Annotated in this window: 15 protein-coding genes; 8 read left to right on the top strand and 7 right to left on the bottom strand. The window is 49.7% G+C overall.

From position 1 onward, the window contains the following. Positions 1–12: 12 nt before the first annotated feature. Positions 13–927: an outer membrane beta-barrel protein gene (locus IEX60_RS08420; RefSeq protein WP_188749478.1), complete on the top strand. Its 915-nt coding sequence runs from the start codon at positions 13–15 to the stop codon at positions 925–927. A 74-nt stretch (positions 928–1,001) separates the two neighbouring features. Then, positions 1,002–2,027, top strand: coding sequence for an ABC transporter ATP-binding protein (locus tag IEX60_RS08415; protein ID WP_229717482.1), 1,026 nt, complete (start codon positions 1,002–1,004; stop codon positions 2,025–2,027). On the opposite strand, the gene IEX60_RS08410 is transcribed toward IEX60_RS08415, so the two are convergent. The 6 genes from IEX60_RS08410 to IEX60_RS08385 all read right to left on the bottom strand — a co-directional run bounded on the left by IEX60_RS08410 (position 2,024) and on the right by IEX60_RS08385 (position 10,447). Next, positions 2,024–3,358 carry a TolC family protein gene (locus IEX60_RS08410; protein ID WP_188749474.1) on the bottom strand — a complete coding sequence of 445 codons (1,335 nt, stop codon included), beginning with the start codon at positions 3,356–3,358 and terminating at the stop codon, positions 2,024–2,026. The genes IEX60_RS08415 and IEX60_RS08410 overlap by 4 nt on opposite strands. 144 nt (positions 3,359–3,502) lie before the next feature. Continuing rightward, on the bottom strand, positions 3,503–4,192 hold the full coding sequence (locus IEX60_RS08405; protein ID WP_229717481.1) for a LytR/AlgR family response regulator transcription factor: 690 nt from the start codon (positions 4,190–4,192) through the stop codon (positions 3,503–3,505). A 23-nt stretch (positions 4,193–4,215) separates the two neighbouring features. Continuing rightward, complete coding sequence (locus IEX60_RS08400) at positions 4,216–5,643, bottom strand: sensor histidine kinase (protein WP_188749472.1); 1,428 nt, start codon at positions 5,641–5,643, stop codon at positions 4,216–4,218. A gap of 99 nt (positions 5,644–5,742) precedes the next feature. Further along, positions 5,743–6,837, bottom strand: coding sequence for a DUF4407 domain-containing protein (locus IEX60_RS08395; protein ID WP_188749470.1), 1,095 nt, complete (start codon positions 6,835–6,837; stop codon positions 5,743–5,745). Positions 6,838–7,017: 180 nt separating this feature from the next. Continuing rightward, positions 7,018–9,603: a phosphatidylglycerol lysyltransferase domain-containing protein gene (locus IEX60_RS08390; RefSeq protein ID WP_188749468.1), complete on the bottom strand. Its 2,586-nt coding sequence runs from the start codon at positions 9,601–9,603 to the stop codon at positions 7,018–7,020. A 76-nt stretch (positions 9,604–9,679) separates the two neighbouring features. Further along, entirely contained in the window at positions 9,680–10,447 is a 768-nt protein-coding gene (locus IEX60_RS08385) for an NIPSNAP family protein (protein ID WP_188749466.1), read from the bottom strand. 151 nt (positions 10,448–10,598) lie between these two features. Between IEX60_RS08385 and IEX60_RS08380 the strand changes: the two genes are divergently transcribed. From IEX60_RS08380 to dusB, 6 genes are all read left to right on the top strand, one after another. Next, positions 10,599–11,876, top strand: a complete 1,278-nt coding sequence (locus IEX60_RS08380) for a PQQ-dependent sugar dehydrogenase (RefSeq protein ID WP_188749463.1) — start codon at positions 10,599–10,601, stop codon at positions 11,874–11,876. 38 nt (positions 11,877–11,914) lie between these two features. Next, positions 11,915–12,910 (top strand): aldo/keto reductase, encoded by a 996-nt coding sequence (locus tag IEX60_RS08375; RefSeq protein ID WP_188749461.1) that lies wholly within the window; start codon positions 11,915–11,917, stop codon positions 12,908–12,910. A gap of 223 nt (positions 12,911–13,133) precedes the next feature. Beyond that, on the top strand, positions 13,134–14,543 hold the full coding sequence (locus IEX60_RS08370; protein WP_188749459.1) for an anthranilate synthase component I family protein: 1,410 nt from the start codon (positions 13,134–13,136) through the stop codon (positions 14,541–14,543). A gap of 7 nt (positions 14,544–14,550) precedes the next feature. Next, on the top strand, positions 14,551–15,198 hold the full coding sequence (locus IEX60_RS08365) for an anthranilate synthase component II (RefSeq protein ID WP_188749457.1): 648 nt from the start codon (positions 14,551–14,553) through the stop codon (positions 15,196–15,198). A gap of 26 nt (positions 15,199–15,224) precedes the next feature. After that, positions 15,225–16,007, top strand: coding sequence for an indole-3-glycerol phosphate synthase TrpC (gene trpC, locus IEX60_RS08360; protein WP_188749455.1), 783 nt, complete (start codon positions 15,225–15,227; stop codon positions 16,005–16,007). A 119-nt stretch (positions 16,008–16,126) separates the two neighbouring features. Further along, positions 16,127–17,122, top strand: coding sequence for a tRNA dihydrouridine synthase DusB (gene dusB, locus IEX60_RS08355; RefSeq protein ID WP_188749453.1), 996 nt, complete (start codon positions 16,127–16,129; stop codon positions 17,120–17,122). Between the two features lies 1 nt (position 17,123). Here dusB and IEX60_RS08350 read toward each other — a convergent pair whose 3' ends face one another. After that, positions 17,124–18,617, bottom strand: coding sequence for a lipopolysaccharide biosynthesis protein (locus IEX60_RS08350; RefSeq protein WP_188749451.1), 1,494 nt, complete (start codon positions 18,615–18,617; stop codon positions 17,124–17,126). Positions 18,618–18,633: the final 16 nt, after the last annotated feature.

Raw genomic sequence — 18,633 nt, 5'->3', positions numbered from 1 at the left:
TAATTAGACACAATGAAATACGTTAGCCTTACAGTGTTGTTCTGCACCGTTTTAGTACTGGCTTCCGCACAGGAGAAAAAGCAGCCCGACAGCCCCCGGAAAAGCAGGGGAACCGCCATTGATACGGTAATCATGGAAGATGTTAACACCGGGGAGAAGCGCAAGGTGCGCATCATCATACCGGGTAAGGATGAAGGGGTGATTACCATCGAGAAATCGGAAAAGACCTATGAGTATGCGCCGGAAAATGAGCCGCGCAAAAAGGAATCGCACACGGAGGTGACAGTAGACAACCCACGGAAATCACGCCCTATTTATGGAATTACGTTTTCACGGATTGACCTCGGGCTGGTTAAGCTGATTGACAACGGTAGTTTTACCCTATCAGATGACAACCGTGACTTCCGTTATCGCCCCGGAAAGACAGTTAATTTTGGTTTTGATGTACTGCAGGCGGGCTACCGGTTCAACGATAATTTCCGGATTTTCTTATCCGGCGGCTTCGATTGGACCTACATACGCTTGCGGGAAAACATTGATTTTTTGGAGAACACCACACCGCTTACGTGGGAACATTCCGACATCGATTATTCCAAAAACCGGCTTACATCCACCTACTTACGTTTGCCCCTTACCTTTGAATTGCGCAGCAAAAGTTACAGCGGGCTTGGGCGGCTCCGCTTTGCCTTTGGGCCAGAGGGGGGCTTTCTGTTGAAGGGAACACAACGTTTCAAAAGTGAGGAGTTGGGTAAACAGAAATTCAAAGACGATTATAACTTCACCCAGTTCCGCTACGGGGCATTTGCCCGGTTCGGCGTGGGTTCATTTGGTATTTATGGCAAATATTACTTCAATGACCTCTTTGAAAACAGCCCCAACCAAGCGGGTTTGCAGAACTTTACATTCGGTGTAATGCTTGGGTTTTAACCCCGTATCAATATATTTTGTACTTTTGTGCTGTCCCGATACCATATCGGGACAGCTTTTTTATGGTTTGTTCGGTGCCTAACGATATACAGCGCGAGGGTCTTCCGCTGATACATGGTAGAGACGTAAGCCGTTCCTTTCAAGGCAAAGAGGTAATCGCAGCGGTCCGTGGGTTGTCTTTTGGTATTGACGAAGGTCGGATTACCGCGATTATCGGCGAAAGCGGAAGCGGAAAAAGTACGATGTTGAAGCTTATATACGGCTTGCTGGGGCCCGATGACGGAGAAGTGCGTTATCGGGGCTGGCGGGTGCCCAATCCCCGGGAAAAGCTGATTCCAGGGCACGACGCGATGCGCATGGTATCCCAGGGTTTTGACGACCTGAATACTTACGCTAACGTGTGGGACAATGTGGCTTCTCAATTGCCGAACACCGATTTGGAAGCGAAATTCCATCACACTGCACGTATCTTGGATCGTTTGCGGATTGCACATTTGAAAACGCAGCGGATCGCAGATCTGAGTGGAGGTGAGAAGCAACGCGTGGCCATCGCACGGGCATTGGTCAACGAACCCGAGGTGTTGTTGATGGACGAACCTTTTAATCAAGTGGATGCGTCGTTCCGGGAAACCCTACAGGCAGATATCCGGCACATTGTGGCAGATACCGGCTTAACCGTGGTGCTGGTATCCCACGATCCGGCGGAGGTACTGTCCATGGCCGATGAGCTTATGGTACTAAAAAGCGGGAAATTGGTGGCAATGGGCAAACCGGAGGAGCTATACAATCGCCCTCCCAATGCATACACCGCAAGGTTGCTGGCCAAAAGCAACATCCTGAATGTGGAGGAAGCCTCGTTATTGGGCATTAAAAGCAACAGGGCGGTAGCCATTCATCCCGAATGGGTAGTGCTGCGTATACAGCCGGATGCGGCGTTTGAAGTCTTGGCCATACGATTCAAAGGGTTTTACGAAGAATTATCGGTAGGTAGCGGCTCGTTTCAGCTGAACGCCATCAATACCATCCCCGGGCAGTATCCGATTGGGTGTAAGGTGGATGTAACCCTTTCAACCTACGAGGTGCTTCCCGGTGAGGGCTAGTCCGTTTTTGGCAGAACCAGCTCTCCATGGTAATATTCCACGATCCGCTGGCGCAGGTGCCATTGGTAACGAGCGATAACCAGGTTAGCGGTTGCGTTATCCAATTTGTTTTTGGCAAACAAGTAATCCACGGAATTGATGGCACCGGCATTAAAGCGCACTTCCGCGATACGGAATGATTCCGCATAGTTTTCTACCTGGTCCATCAGATTTTTATACCGTTCTTTGGCTGCGTCCAGGTTAAATAATGCCTGGCTGGCAGCTTGCTGCAATTCGTTGCGGCGTGTTTGCGCGTTATTCTCAGCGTCCAGTAAGTCAAGTTTTGCCCGGGCAACGTTGTTGCGGACCTGGAACCGGTTTAAGATGGGAATGGATAAGGTAAATCCGAGGTTTTGCCCGATGCGGTCCCGTACCTGATCGACGTATGCTCCGTTGCCGTGGATATAGCTGCTGGACAATCCGGCGCCCATGGATAGGGACGGAAAATAAGACGAGCGCGCGGCTTTTAATCCAAACTGAGCCTGTTTTTTCCAATTTTCCGCCGCCTTAAGGATACCCAGGCGGTCGGCTGCGGTTTGGTAGAGCTGCTCATCGGTAAGGGTATCGGTAGTGGCCAGGGGCAGCTCCTGGAAAGAGGCGAGTTTGGTTTCTGCGTTGAACGGAAGATTAATCAGTTGGAAAAGTGACACCAGGGCCTCGTTGTATTGATTTCTGGCTTCATTCAAATTATTGAGGTCGCTTGCATACTGTCCTTTCAGGTCGTAATAATCACCCGGGTTTGAGGCTCCCTGGTTGAAAAGTAAGGTGCTTCGTTCCACTTGACGTCGCATGACGGCGGCAAGACTGTCTGCCTGGGCAACGACATCCCGTGCAGCGAGCGCCTGAATGTAGGCGCGGGTGACGTTAAGGGCGATCTGCTCCTTGGCATATTGTTCGTCCAATTGGGTGGCACGGTACGCATAGGCCTGTTGGGTGATGTCATGGAACATCCGTAGCCCATCGAACAATACCACGGAGCTGCTTACGCTTTGGTTGCCATAGCGGTTGGTGACGTTGTTGAGGTATTGGTTGGTTTCCGGGTCTATGGCCCGTCCTACTTCAAAAGAGTGGCCCAGCCGCGCATTCAAATCAGGAAGGAGGTTGTTTTTTGCCTGCCGCAAATTGATGGCTTGGTTTTGCGTGCGGATTTGGCTTTGCTGGACCTCCAGGTTCTGTTTCAGCGCCAGCTTAATGGATTGTTCGAGGGTCAGGGTATCCTGTGCAAAAGCCGATAGACTGGCTAGGCCAAGCATTACCCCCCCCAAAATTACATAACGGATACGATCGCGCATTTCGTTGTTCTGTTTTGGCCTAAGGCATACATAGTCTGCGCCAAAAATCTAACTGCAAGATTATAAATAGCTTGTGTAATCAGTTTTGGGAAGTGTTTGTTCGATATCGGGCAGTAAAGTGTTCGGAAACGGACAGTTTTTCTGCTAAGGTTTGGCAGAAAGTTGCTTGATAGCCGCCAGATAGGATGCGCCGATTGGCAAAATGCTACTGCCCACGGCAAGTTGATGCCGCTCGATTTTTTCCACCTTATCAATGGACACAATAAAGGAGCGATGAACACGTATGAACTGACCCGGGGGTAAGAGTGCTTCGCATTCGGTGATGGTCATCCGGCTCAATACGTGGCGGTCGCCAAGGGCGAAATTGACGTAATTGCCGGTGGCTTCGAGGTAGTCGATATCTTCGAAATCCACCCTGACCTGATCGTATCCGGTTTTGACAAAGAGGTATCCCGGCTTTGTTCCGTTTGCCCGGGGCAGTTGCTGCCATTCCTGCGCTTTGTTACATGCTTTGAGAAACCGTGCCAACGAAAACGGCTTGAGTAAGTAATCTACCGCATCAAGCTCAAAGCCAGCAACAGCGTGCTCCGAATAAGCCGTGGTAAAGATCGTCATCGGCTTTTTGCTGAGGCTCCTGAAAAATTCGATACCGGAGATATCCGGCATTTTGATGTCGAGGAACAGAAGGTCAATTGGGTGCTGCTGCAAATAGTCCATCGCTTCAAAAGCATTGGTAAAAGTAGCCTGCAAATCCAGAAAGGGCACCTTGGCCGCATGGCTGCGGACTACGTCAAGCGCAATGGGTTCGTCGTCTATGGCGATGGCGGTCATCATTTGGCTCCAAGGTACTAAGTTTATCAGACTTGGCCAAGCGGCCGTTGTGTCAGTGTCAGGTGTACAAAAAACTCCTGAGTGGTTTCCCGGATCACCAATTCATGATTGCCTGCATATAGCATCGCCAACCGCTGCTTCACATTTTCCAGTCCCACACCCGAATGACTCCGTTCCGGGTCAGCTTCTGCCTTGCGGTGTATGCTATTGTGCACATCGAAATACAGCCGTTGGTCCGATTCATACAGGCTGATTTTTATCCACGACTTTTCCTGCAGACTGATTCCGTGCTTGAATGCATTCTCCACAAACGGGATGAGCAGCATGGGTGCGATATAGGTGCCTTCCAACGCATCCTGGATGTCACATTCTACGGTAATGCCGGGAGTGCTAGCCGTACGCAGTTGCTGCAGGTCAATGTAGTTGCGCAGGTATTCGATTTCTCTTGCCAACAGGATACGGTCCTGATTATTTTCGTGTAGCATAAACCGCATCATATCGCCTAATTTTTGAATGCCCGAAGCAGTGCGCTCCGCATTTTCCTGCAATGCCAGGCCATACAGCGTGTTGAGGATATTGAACAGGAAATGGGGGTTGATCTGTGAGCGAAGGAAACTCAGGTCGGCCGAGGCCTGGCCCAACTCAATCTTTAAGTTGACCCATTGCGCGATGCGTTCTTTTTGGCGTTGATAGATATAATACGATAACGGTAAAACGACCACGGTAATGAAGAACCATAAGGCGAAGAAAACGAAGCCACTGAATTGGGTAATTCCTAAGAAAAGCACGCCAAAGGGCACAAACGCGACAAATGAAATGGGGATAGCTATCAACAGATAGGTACCCGGGTCGTTGCGGCGTTTTTCGGAAAAAGGCATCAGCCAATACGTGTTTAATGCGAATAACAAGTAGGCGTAGGGAATGGAGACCAGCCAAAGCGCCCACAGATTTCTTTCAACGCTTAACAGCGGAAGTAATATGAGCAAACCGCCCCCCAATACAATGAGGCTTTCCTGAATAATACGTGCAGCCAGGCTTTTATTTTGGGCCTGCATATAGCGGATCATACGCTTTATTCCTTCGTAGGTAAACATCAGCAAAAAAACCATAGCAGATGCACCCAACGAAAGACCCTGGAGGAGGTAATGCTGGAAACCGTTGCCCCGGTATGATTGAAACCCCTGTATCCAAAGACATCCCGCCAAGCCTCCCCAGGTGAAGAAGAACAGCAGCAAGGTCAGTGCAATACCGGCTTCTATTTTCCGCTGGATAAAAAAGGCTGGCGTGATCCATTGGGTAAACACCATAAAGGTGCCATAGATGACACTGGTATAGGCCAGCCACGAGAAAAACACCCGCCGACTTTCATGCGGTGCGCCGTTGCTATAAAGGACGATCAGGATAAAAATGAAAATGGCGGTAGCCAAGATGGATTCAATGCGTCTAAGGTTCATAACCGTTCGTTTTGTTACGGCAATGTTAGGAAATCCGCTACCGCTAAGCAACAGGATGGGATGAAAGCAGGGATATCCGGGACGAATGGGGCGGAGTCTTTACGTATAGTCTTCTGCGTCCAATTCCCGTGTACGGCGATGTATCAACGTTTGTATATGGTGGTCGTGGGTTTGGTCCATGGCGTTTATTTCGGCGTCACGGTTTTTGCCTGAGTGGTGGATATCCACTTTTTGCTGGTCGTACAACGTGATGTCGTATGCATCGCGTGCACTCATCAACTTCACGAAAACAGGAAGGCATTCAAAAAAGATGAAAAGCAGCATGATGAAAGTGATGGACCAATAATTGGTACTGTTTACGCTGCCATCTTGATTATATTTTAAGTTACCCAATGCAGCGTTCCGGTCGGCAAAGCCGGCGAGGTTTACGACGCTGTCAAGCGAACCACCGGTAAGCAATTGGTTGTCCAGCAGCCCTTCGAACTGTTTGCGTTGCCGGAGATAAATCTCCTGCTGCTGGATCCGGGATCGGAGTGTATCCAGGTATTGTTCCTGCTTATCAAGCTCGGCCTGTCGCTGCTTCGCATACGGCCCATACCCCACGATACCCGACGTTTCCACTGTTTTTTCACCGAAGGTCTCCATTTTCAGCTTGATACGGTCGGATTTAATGGCAGATTCGAGCGAATCCCGCTCGGTTTTCAATTCTGCCGTCTTGGCTAATTCGATTGCATATTTACCCTCAAAGGCTTTATTGAGCGTATCGATATGAGCACGTTGGCGGTCCAGGTAGGTGGTCCGCAGCTGTTCGCGGATTTCTTTGTCGAATACCTTAAGCTCCAAGGGCCGGGCGATGACAATGCCAATGAGGACAGCGAGCAGAATGCGCGGGGTGGCTTGCAGGAATTGCTTTCCTCCGGAAGCATTTTTGTTGATGCTCGATACGATATACCTGTCCATATTGAAAATGGCCAACCCCCACAGGAGGCCAAAAAGGAGTGCATATACGATGGAGAAGGATGTGCCACTGAAGACAAAATACAAGGCATACCCCCCAGACAGGGCCGCAAACAGTCCGGTGAAGAAAATGGTGGCCCCAATCCCCACGTATTTATTCTGTTCAGCGGGATATTTGGCTATTGTTGCCTGGTGTACACCACTGCACCACCAAAAAAATTGCGTCACCTTGTTCATTGTGTCGAGCTATTCCAAGTTATAAGACAAACGGGTTGTGTAAATTGTTACAGTCTGATCCTGATTGCCTTGCCACAAAATTAGCTGCGACGGGACAAATCAGGGAGCGGGTGGGATGAAACTGCCATAAAACGGGATGAAAAGTTGTTTGTTAACAAGATTTGGTTGAACGTATTGAATCTATCGGGAGGGCTTCATCACCTTAGCCAACGTCAACGGTGCCTGCAATAAGTCGTAGTGATGGTCAAATACCAGGTATTTGGTTTTCCACTCCGGATTGAACTTGTCTTTGAATTCCCGGAGTCCCTTATAATGCCGGAAAAGCTGAAGCCTTTCATAGGCAAATTTGACGGTGCGTTGCGGCAGGTCTGTGGGGCGCTCAATACCCGAAAAGGGTGCAAGTCCCATGTTCAATGCGGTGAGGCTACCGGACCGGCCATAATCGATCAATGCCACAATCAGGGCATCCATGCATCCGCCCGGTGCGTCGTCTGTTTTCCGGATGAGGTCGTATGTCAGTTCACCGGGCGCATAATCGGGAATGATGTTCAGGAAAGCCACTACTTTTTCGTCTGCGTTTTCCAAGGTGATGATGGTTTGCTGTTTCAGCTCGGCTTCGTCAAACATTCCTTGGGAAAAAACCTGCTCTTCCCGCTGCATGACTTCCAGCCAAGTATCAGACACGTGCCGGAGCTTCTGCAGCAGGCCGTCTTTAATGGGTGGCTGGTAAACTTGTATGCCATAACCCTTCTTGGCCACGCTGTTGAGGGCATTGCGGAGCGACTTCCGGTCTTTCCCTTCCAACCCGAACCCGGGAATGTCAACGACAGCCTCCTGACCGATAGGCAACGCCTTCCACCCGATGCCTTCATAAAACGGCAGACGCTCCTCGTCGATGCGGTAGTAGAATGTACGCAAACTGTTTTCTTTGCAAAATTGGTAAAAAGCCTGAATCAATTGGATGCGCTCGTCATCTGTCGCACACACCGGTTCATGCAGTACCACGGCATAATTGTTGGCTACCCGATAGGCGATTACCCCTTCAATACCTTCGGCAAAGAAAAACAGCTTATCCTTTGTTGCTTTGAAATGATCGCATGCCGAATTGCCGTAGCGGCTGATGTACATCTGTGCCCGCTCCCGCTCTACCTCCCCATGTTTGGTTTTCCAGATATACGGACGGATAAACGCATAGAAAAGCAGGGATAACGAAAACACGCCAAACAGATTGAGTGAATAGACGAAATACCGGGCAAATTCGGTTTGAGGCTGCAGGTAATCGGTATCCAGTAACACCAGGCAAGCGAACGTGTTTACGATGGACTCGCCCAGCGTAAAATCATCGCGGAAATGATGGATTTTGAGGAAATAGAAGCCAATGGTACCATAAATCACCACGGCCACGATCAGCAATACAGAGGTGCCTATACTGAAATAACGGATGTCCCTATGTCGTTTGATGTAATACTGTTTATACGTCAATGCCAATGTGACAATCGAAAACAGTGCAAGGGAAGCCTCCTCGTAATCAATGGCTTTGGCCATGTGACCAAAGAAAGACAGGATGCTGAGGCTCATGGCGATATACCACGCATTGCGCAGGCCTTTCAATAAAAAGGCTGAACAGATGATGAGCAGCACACCCATCAACAGCACCATGTAGGTCGAAAAATGGATGGCATCGTTGGGGATAAACTGATGCAGTATCCGCATACGCTGGGCGATTGCCGGGGTGAGCACGGACGCGATATTGATTACCCCCAGGAGGAAAAGTAGTAACGACGGAAAAATCCGCAGAAAGACATTCCCTTTTTGAAAGACAAAGCTCAGTACGCCGGCGATCAAAGGTAGCCAAAACTCAAAGAAGCGGTAAAGAAACGTTACCGACAGTGCCTGCGCATCCTCGAAGCCATAGTGGCGAAGTACGAGTACCATGGAGATCTCTACAGCTCCCAACCCTCTCATGAATGGCGATATGCATAAAAACAGGGTTGCGATGACATATCCCCCTACGGCAGCCGCCAGCGAAGGCGTTAAACCCAGGGCTTGCATCGCGATGTAAAGGTGTAGGATACCAATGGCTTCAATAGCCATGGAATAAGCCAATGTTTGCCCTAACCATCGCCTTGAAAATGACCCGGAATGGATTTCTTCGATCAGGTGTTCGAGTGAGGGCACGTAATGGACAAGTATCCGGTAGGCCCACTGTCTACGATAGAGGGATAGGCTGAGCCAGGTAACCAAGCCAACGGCCAAGACCAGCAGGGCAATCGCTTCCCATTCTCCATCCATGTGATGATCGGTAAGTGCCAGGTAAACGATAACGGGAATTGCGACCAATATGAGCGATACGATACCTACCAGTCCGTAAATGTAGGAGGCAAAGTTGATTTTGGTTTTGCTTATACCTGTCTTTTCGATTTCTTTGGTAAAAAAGATCAGCGAGGTAACGCCGCCGCCCGGGAGGAACACACTGATGAGGTTGCGTTTCAAAAACAGACCCAATGCCAGCGAAAAGCTTAAGCCGTTTCCCACGGCTTTAAAACTCGCCGTATACATCAAGGCCTGGCAACCGATATATACCGCGACCAATAACAGGCCTGCGGCCAGCCAGGAATAGGAACTCTGCTGGATGGCCGTTTTTACTTCCGCGACTTCATGGCTATGCTGCCGTAGGAAATAGACCCCGAGGATGATAAAAAGGAAGCCGAGGATTTCCTTGACGTAATAGTGCTGCGCCTTGAGGTGTGAGACAATCCGTTCCATCAATCAAAGAAACTAATTTATCTGCCAACGGAAAAGTACTGCAGTGTTAAATTTGTTTCCTGAATGGAGCTAGTCGTTAAATATCGGAATAGTCCGTCGGATGTAAGAAAATCTGTTGGTTGCGCGATACGTTATGTTGGTATTCGGGCCTGGCGGAAAGTTCTTTCCAGTACGCATCTTTGCTGAAAGCAGCCCAATGCTCGTCGCGTGATTGTTGGTTTTCAAATGTGGTGAGGTACATGAGGTTGGGCATACGGCTTCCTGCGACAACTTCACCGTAAAATACTGCATTGAATCCCAGCCGCTTGAACAGCCCGATTTCATCCCCTTTATTAAACATCTCCACTTTGTTGTGGTAGTAAGCCTCGGTTGGCCCTTCGTAGCTCCTCAATTCGTATACCCGTCCGGATTTCGGGGAAGTCAATTCCGGGAATTGGACGTGTGGGCTATTAACAAAGGCATTCAATAAAATGGTTTCAATCCGGTCGTACGGTGGGTGGTCATAAGGAGCGCGTAAATAAGCTTCGCCTGCCGTTTGATAGGCTTTATCCTGCTGTAAGACCTCGTCCAACGCTGTAAATTGGTCGTAGGAGGTATACGGGATAAATACATAAACGAGTTCTTCAGTTTCGGCTTCGGGGTTGGCAATGGGCTTGAATACGCCTACTTTTGGGATACCCGCGCGATGGAGCGCAGGCAGGTATGCATTTTGCAGGAAGTTATCTAATTGTTCCGACTGCTGAGCGGTTGTCAAATGATAGATTTTCAGTTGATAAAAATCACGGCCTCGGGCCAGTGAGGCCATTGAACAAACGATAAAAAGCAGCAATATTCTGGTTTTCATACTAAGGGGGAATAAAGAATAAAATCAGCGGTACCAAATTAACGGGATTTATGCGATATTAACGTAACAATCCTGTAACGTTTGGAGAATAATCTTACCTATTATCTGATAAATCATTGGAAATAAAAGGTGAAAGCGCGATTTTTGCTGTATGGCAAATCAATTGAAAAGCAGCTGTTTCTGGGGTGTTGCGTTGGGGGTGGCCCTTGCCTCCTGCAACCCGGATGGGAGCAAAATTGCCGCTGATGCAGACAATGCCGGTTTGACCCTGCCCAAAGGTTTCGAAGCGTTGAAAGTGGCAGATAGCATTGGCGCGGCACGGCACATAGCGGTCGGTTCAAAAGGGGGTATTTTTGTTAAACTGCAGCGACCGGTTGATAGCAAAGGCATCATCGTGCTTTCCGATACCGATGGAGATGGCCGGGCGGACGTGCAATCAGGTTTTGGGGATTATGGCGGCACGGGTATCGCGATCAAAGACGGCTTTCTCTATGCGTCTTCAAACAGCGAGGTATTCCGCTATGCGTTGGATGAGAACGAGGAGGTGCGCAATCCGATGGCACCGGACACCATCGTTTCCGGGCTGATTGACCGCGGACAGCATAATTCCAAATCGATCGCCTTAGACGGTGTTGGAAATATTTACGTGAATATTGGTGCTTACTCCAATGTATGTCAGGAGAAGGACCGGACATATGGGTCTCCGGGTATGCAGCCCTGTCCGATCCTGGATTCGGCCGGGGGTATCTGGCGATTCAAAGCAGACGGCATGAAACAGGGGTATGGCGACGGATTGCGCTATGCCACGGGACTGCGCAATGTGGTGGGACTGGATTGGAACCCGCAAGCGGGCGCGTTATTTGTGATGCAGCACGGACGTGACAACCTGCATGACTTTTACCCTGAAATGTATGATTCCGAAACGGGCGTTGATCTGCCTTCGGAAGCGATGTACCGTTTGAGTGAAGGATCTGATGCGGGTTGGCCCTATATCTATTATGACCAGCATCAAAAGAAAAAGATCGTCAATCCGGAATATGGTGGCGATGGCAAGCGGGAAGGCGGAGTGGATGTGCTGGACCCGGTAGTCGCTTTTCCGGGGCATATGGCACCCAATGCTTTGCTGTTTTATACCGGGGAATTATTTCCCGCTCGGTACAAAAATGGCGCTTTTGTAGCCTTCCATGGCTCGTGGAACCGATCACCGAATCAACGGGGTTATATGGTGGCCTTTGTGCCCTTTGAAAATGGCCAGCCTAGTGGCGATTGGGAAGTGTTTGCGAGCGGATTTGCCGGTGCAGACACCGTAGCTGCTCCCGGTGACGCGAAACACCGCCCATGCGGGTTGGCACAAGGACCGGATGGGTCGTTATATGTGTCGGATGATGTGACGGGAGCCATATACCGGATTCTTTACACGGGCGAATAGCGCTGCCTCTCGGGTCTTTTTTATAGAAATTCATTGCGATGCAATACAGCACATTAACAGGAACTGAACTGGATTTATCGGTCATTACCTTTGGCGCATGGGCCGTAGGCGGTTGGATGTGGGGTGGCACAGAGCGGAAAGATGCGGTGGAAGCAATCCGGGCTTCTTATGACCTGGGGGTAACAACGATTGATACCGCCCCGGTCTATGGGCAGGGTACGAGTGAGGAAATTGTTGGCGAAGCCATTAAAGGGATTCCACGTGACAGGGTTTATGTACTAACAAAATACGGGATGCGGTGGGACCTGGCACGGGGTACGCTTGCTTCCCACAGTAAGGACAATGCGGGGAAGAATATCGATATTTATAAATATGCGGGCAAGGAAAGTGTTGTTAAAGAATGCGAAGACAGTCTCCGTCGATTGAGAACCGATTACATTGACCTGTATCAAATCCATTGGCCGGATGTTACCACGCCGATCCAGGAAACCATGGAAGCCGTGGCACGACTGATCGAACAGGGGAAAGTCCGCTATGCGGGAGTGTGTAATTACAACGTTGAGCAGCTTGCAGAGGCATCCAAATATGTAGATGTGGTATCCAACCAGGTGCCTTACAGCATGGTGAAACGTGGTATTGAAGCGGAGGTGGTGCCTTATTGTATTGACCAGCAGAAATCTATCCTGGCATATAGCCCCATGGAACGGGGATTGCTTACTGGAAAGATAAAACCCGGCCATGTGTTTAGCGAGGGCGATCACCGTGCGGGACTTTATTTCTTCAGCGAAGAAAACTTGCGGCGTACCAACGCGTTTTTGGAAACGGTTAAGCCGGTGGCAGACGGAAAGGGAATTTCCCTGGGGCAACTGGCCCTGCTGTGGACCGTGCAGCAACCCGGAATTACCATTGCATTGGTTGGCGCCCGGAATGCTGAGCAAGCCATCCAAAATGCTCGAACCACGGATGCGGGCCTGACGGCCGAAGAAATCGCTTTTATCTCTGCGGAATTGAATAAATTGGAATTGGTGAAGTAAGGGGATTATTTTTTGCGCAAAAATTTGTTTACACAATATTTTTTATATTTTTGTCTCGTATGTTGATGAATAAGTTCCACACGGTAGCATGGTGGTGGCTCGGTGAAAAAAACGTCGGGCCAGTAGGAACAAGTATATATTCCTAATCAACCAAGGCTTTGGAATATTTAGCCCGACGTTTTTTAAAAATCCGTCGGGTTTTTTTGTGTTATTAAGTGAAGATATGGCATATCGATTTAAAACTACGTACAAACAGCTGCTGGCCGACACGACTACGCCGGTAAGCACTTATCTCCGGCTCAGGGATGTATTTCCAAACAGTTTGCTGTTGGAGAGTTCGGATTATCATAGCCGTGAAAACAACATGAGCTACATTTGCTGTGAACCCATAGCGGGCATTAAACTGGATAGGCATTTTCTCGAAATACAATACCCCCAAGGCAAGCCTGAGCGGAAGCCAGCGTCGGAGATCAATCTCCGGGAGGAGGTGTCGGGGTTCCGAAATGCATTCCAAGAGGCGGGCGATACGGATTTCAGGTTCATTTCCAATGGGCTTTTCGGTTTTTTCACGTTTGATACGGTTGCCCATTTTGAGGACATTGAGCTGAAGAGTCCGCCCGATCCGAACCGGGATATTCCCTATCTGCAATACCACGTTTATCGGTATGTGATTGCCATTGACCATTTCCGGAATCAGCTTTACATTTTCGAGCATCAGCTCGAAGACGAAGAGCGCCCATCGGGGCTGGAGAAAATGCAATACCTGATCCAGAATAAGAATTTTCCGGAGTATAGCTTTTCCCTCAACGGTGAGGAAACGTCCAATATGACGGACGAAGGGTTTGAATCGTTGGTCGCAACGATGAAAACACATATTTACCGGGGTGATGTTTTCCAGATTGTGCCCTCGCGGAGTTTTTCCCGTCCGTTTCTGGGTGACGAGTTCAACGTATACCGCACATTGCGGTCGATCAACCCGTCTCCCTATCTCTTTTATTTTGACTACGGCGATTTCAAGTTATTCGGTTCCTCGCCCGAGGCCCAATTGACCATCCGCAGACAGGAAGCCACCATCTACCCGATTGCCGGTACCTTTAAACGGAGCGGAAATCAGGAGCAGGATGAAAAAATAGCCGAGGCGCTGAAAGCGGATCCCAAGGAAAGTGCCGAGCACGTGATGCTGGTAGATCTGGCGCGGAACGATCTAAGTCGGCATTGTGAACAAGTGCACGTCAAGTCGTACAAAGAGGCGCAGTATTACTCGCACATCATCCACTTGGTATCGAAAGTGTGCGGAACATTGAAAGAAGGGGTTAATTCTTTCGATGTAGTGGGCGATACATTTCCCGCGGGTACGCTCAGCGGTGCCCCCAAGCATATGGCCATGCAATTGATTGACCGGTACGAAAATCAGCAGCGGAGTTTTTACAGCGGAGCCATCGGTTATATGGGTTTTAATGGTGATTTTAACCACGCCATCATGATCCGATCGTTTCTAAGCCGTCAGAACACGCTGCATTATCAGGCAGGGGCAGGCATTGTATCGGATTCCGATCCCGAAACCGAGCGTCAGGAAGTAAACAACAAAATAGCCGCATTGCGCAAAGCATTGGAATTGGCACAAGATATTTAATAGAAACATGAGCAGCTTGCAAACCACATCACCCAGCATTTTGGTGATAGACAACTACGATTCCTTTACGTTCAATTTGGTACATCTCCTGCATGAGTGCGGACATGACGCTACGGTATGGCGCAATGACAAGTTTGCACTGGCGGATGTAGCCGCTTTTGACAAGATTCTCCTGTCGCCCGGGCCGGGTATTCCTTCGGAAGCGGGGCTGTTATTGGATGTTATCCGCACGTATGGAGCCTCCAAAAGTATCCTCGGCATTTGCTTGGGGCAGCAGGCCATTGCCGAAGTATATGGGGGTATGCTCTATAACCTGGCGAGACCCGTGCATGGAACGGCTACGCCCATCCGTGTGACAGATCCGGAAGAACCGATTTTCAACGGATTGCCTTTGTCTTTTTCTGTGGGGCGGTACCATTCCTGGGCGGTTTCACACGAGGGGTTTCCCGATTCCCTTTCCATTACCGCCGAGGATGAACAAGGTGTTATCATGGCATTGTCTCACAAAACGTTGGACGTGAAAGGGTTGCAATTTCATCCTGAATCCGTGCTCACCGAACATGGAAGAGAAATGATTGCCAATTGGCTGGATACGGCTCGATGGAACGCAGATAACACGAATCAGGCGGATACGCATAGTTTACGCATCACATAAATACCCATGCTCAAAGGAAAAGAAAAATGACCATCCTAGACAAAATCATTGTTAAGAAAAAGGTAGAAGTCGAACAGGCTAAAGTGATTTCGACGATTGCAAATCTGGAGGCGATGCCGCTGTTTGAGCGATCGTGTCTGTCGCTGCACGACTCAATCCATCATACGGAACGGAATGGCATTATCGCAGAATATAAGCGAGCCTCACCTTCCAAAGGCATCATTAACGATCGCTCATCGGTAGCTGAGGTTGTTGTCGGTTATGAAGCAGCAGGGGCATCTGCCGTATCTGTGCTTACAGACCGGGAATTTTTCGGAGGAAGCCTGAATGACCTGGTGGCTGCGCGTGCTGAGTTGCATATTCCACTGCTCCGTAAGGAATTTATCATCGATGCATATCAGCTTGTGGAAGCAAAGGCACATGGGGCAGACATCATTTTACTGATTGCGGCTGTGCTCGACTCCAAGCAGGTGCAAGCGCTATCCGAATTTGCGCAATCGCTGGGGCTGAACGTGCTGCTGGAGGTACACAACCGGGAAGAGTTGGAACGCAGTATGGTGGACAGTGTGGATGCCATCGGCGTAAATAACCGTAATCTGAAAGATTTTTCGGTGTCGCTCGATCATTCGTTGGAGCTGGTGGATTTGATCCCTGACCGGTTCATCAAGGTGTCGGAAAGCGGTATCAGTGACCCGGAAACGATCCGGCAGTTACGCCAAGCCGGTTTCCAGGGATTCCTCATTGGCGAAAATTTCATGAAAACCGGAGATCCTGCGCAGGCAATCCGGGAGTTTGTAAACTTATTGTAAATGGGGTTTGTTTTGCGCAAAGCGTACAAACGCGTTTCGCTTTTTCGCAAAGAGTGCTGCGCGCCGTGTGAGAACCTTCGCGTAAAAATTTTTCCGTATTTTTGCGGCAGGTAACTCATATGTCTGTTAAAATCGGAAACCATATCGACTTGGGCGAATTCCCGCTACTCCTCGCACCCATGGAGGATGTGAGCGATCCGCCGTTTCGTTTTGTGTGCAAACAAAACGGGGTAGATATGATGTATACGGAGTTTATCTCTTCCGAGGGACTTATCCGGGCTGCCGCTAAGAGTCGCCAGAAGCTGGACATTTTCGAATATGAACGACCGATTGGTATCCAGATTTTCGGCAGTGACATCGATACGATGCGTGAAGCGACAGTAATTGCCTCACAGGTCGGACCTGATCTGATTGATATCAACTATGGCTGTCCGGTGAAAAATGTGGCCTGCCGAGGTGCTGGGGCAAGTCTGCTACAGGATATCGATAAGATGACAGCGATGACCAAGGCGGTGGTGGAAGCTACGCATCTGCCCGTTACGGTGAAGACACGCCTCGGTTGGGATGACAATACCAAGAATGTCTATGAAGTGGCCGAGCGGCTACAGGATGTTGGCATCCAGGCATTGAGCATCCATGGCCGTACCCGTTCCCAGCTATATAAAGGGCAGGCGGACTGGCACCTCATCCGCGAGGTGAAGCGCAATCCCCGCATCCGGATACCGATTTTCGGTAACGGCGATGTGGACAGTGTAGAAAAGGCCGCCGCATGGCGCATGGAGTATGAAGTGGATGGCATCATGATTGGCCGTGCATCCATCGGCTATCCTTGGATTTTCCGCGAAATCAAGCACTTCTTCCGTACGGGGGAATACCTCTCCGGACCGACCATTGCCGAACGGATAGCCGTTTGCCGTACGCATCTGGAAAAATCCGTGGCGTGGAAGGGTGAGAAAACCGGTATCTTTGAAATGCGCCGCCACTATGCCAACTATTTCAAGGGTATTCCCCACTTTAAGGAATACCGCATGAAACTGGTTTCGCTCAACGATATTGCAGATATCCATGCTGTGCTCGACGAAATCAACGAACTATTTGAGCCGGAGGTTGCCTAGGTTACTTTTTCAGCAGGGCGAATAACGCCTTACGCTCCAAAAAGAATGTCATTCCCGCAAATACCACGAAAAGCAGGTTACCGATGACCACATGGCGGTCAAATACGTCAAACATCAGCCAGCAAACTCCTGCACCTATCAAAATGTAAGTGAGGTTTTTGCCCACCCGGTAAGGGATGGGATATCGTTGCTGCCCCCATAGGTAAGACAGCATCACCATGATGCCATAGGCAAGCGTCGTCACCCAAACGGCTCCGACATAACTGTAACGGGGGATCAGGATCACGTTGAGTACCAGGGTGACGATGGCACCGATGCCCGATATGTAAAGCCCAAACCGGGTTTGGTCGGTCAGTTTGTACCATACCGACAGGTTCATGTAAATGCCCAGCAGTACGTAGTTGAGTAACAGGATGGGCACAATATGCAAACCCGACCAGTACAGCGCCTGTTGTTCGGCATCCTTACCCTCGATGAAATATTTGAGCCACTCGATGTTGACAGAGATACCGACCATCACCAGTACCATGGCGATGATGAAATAGTCCATGATGAGTGCATAGACGCGTCGGGCATTCTCATTTTTTGCGTAACTGAAGAAGAACGGCTCGGCACCCAGCCGGAATGCCTGGATGGCAATGCTCAAAAATACGGCAATCTTGGACACTGCCCCATAGATGCCATTGTCGGAAATACCCTGCTCACCCGGAATCAGCTTCGGGATCATGAGCTTGTCGAGGTACTCGTTGATGATAAAGGAAATATTGGCAATGAGTATGGGAAAGCTGTATGCAAACATCTCGCGAAGCAAGGCACGGTCGGGCCGCAACCGGATTTTCATCAATTCGGGCAAAAGGAGCAACAGCACCAACAGGCTGGCGCTGAGGTTGGCGATAAATACATAGCCCAGCCAGCCCGGCCGATACCAACCTTCAATATACGGTATGGTCTGTGGGACATGGGTCAAAAGCCAGGGAATGCAAACGATGAAGAACAGGTTGAGGGCAACGAGCGTAACCACGTTGGTCAGTTTGAGCCAGGCGAACCGCATGGCCCGACCCTCCGCACGTAGCTGGGCGAACGGGATGACCGCCAGTGCATCGGCAACCAAAAAAAGGGCAAAAAAACGGACATACATCACATAGTCGCCGTCGTACTGCCCATTGTTCAACCACGTTGCAATATCGGTGGCACTGGAAAAGACGGCACACAGGAACAGGGCGGAGATGATCAGCACGACAAAAAAGCTGTTGCTCAATACCCGGCCTTTATCTTCGTGCTTTTGCAGAAAGCGGAAAAAGGTGGTCTCCATGCCGAAGGCAAGGACGGCCTGTATCATGGCTGCCCAGCCGTATAAGTAGGTAAAAATCCCATATACGGCTGTGGGAAACTGCCGGACAAAGAGGGGCGTAAGCAGGAAATTAATCAGCCTGGCGATGATGGTGCTTAGCCCGTATATGGCGGTTTGCCCGGCAAATTTTCGAAGTACAGACAATGCTCAAACGTTAGGG

Source organism: Parapedobacter defluvii, assembly GCF_014642075.1.
Lineage (GTDB): Bacteria > Bacteroidota > Bacteroidia > Sphingobacteriales > Sphingobacteriaceae > Parapedobacter > Parapedobacter defluvii.
Note: the sequence above shows the minus strand (reverse complement) of the source record. Positions and strands in the feature narration are given on the sequence as shown.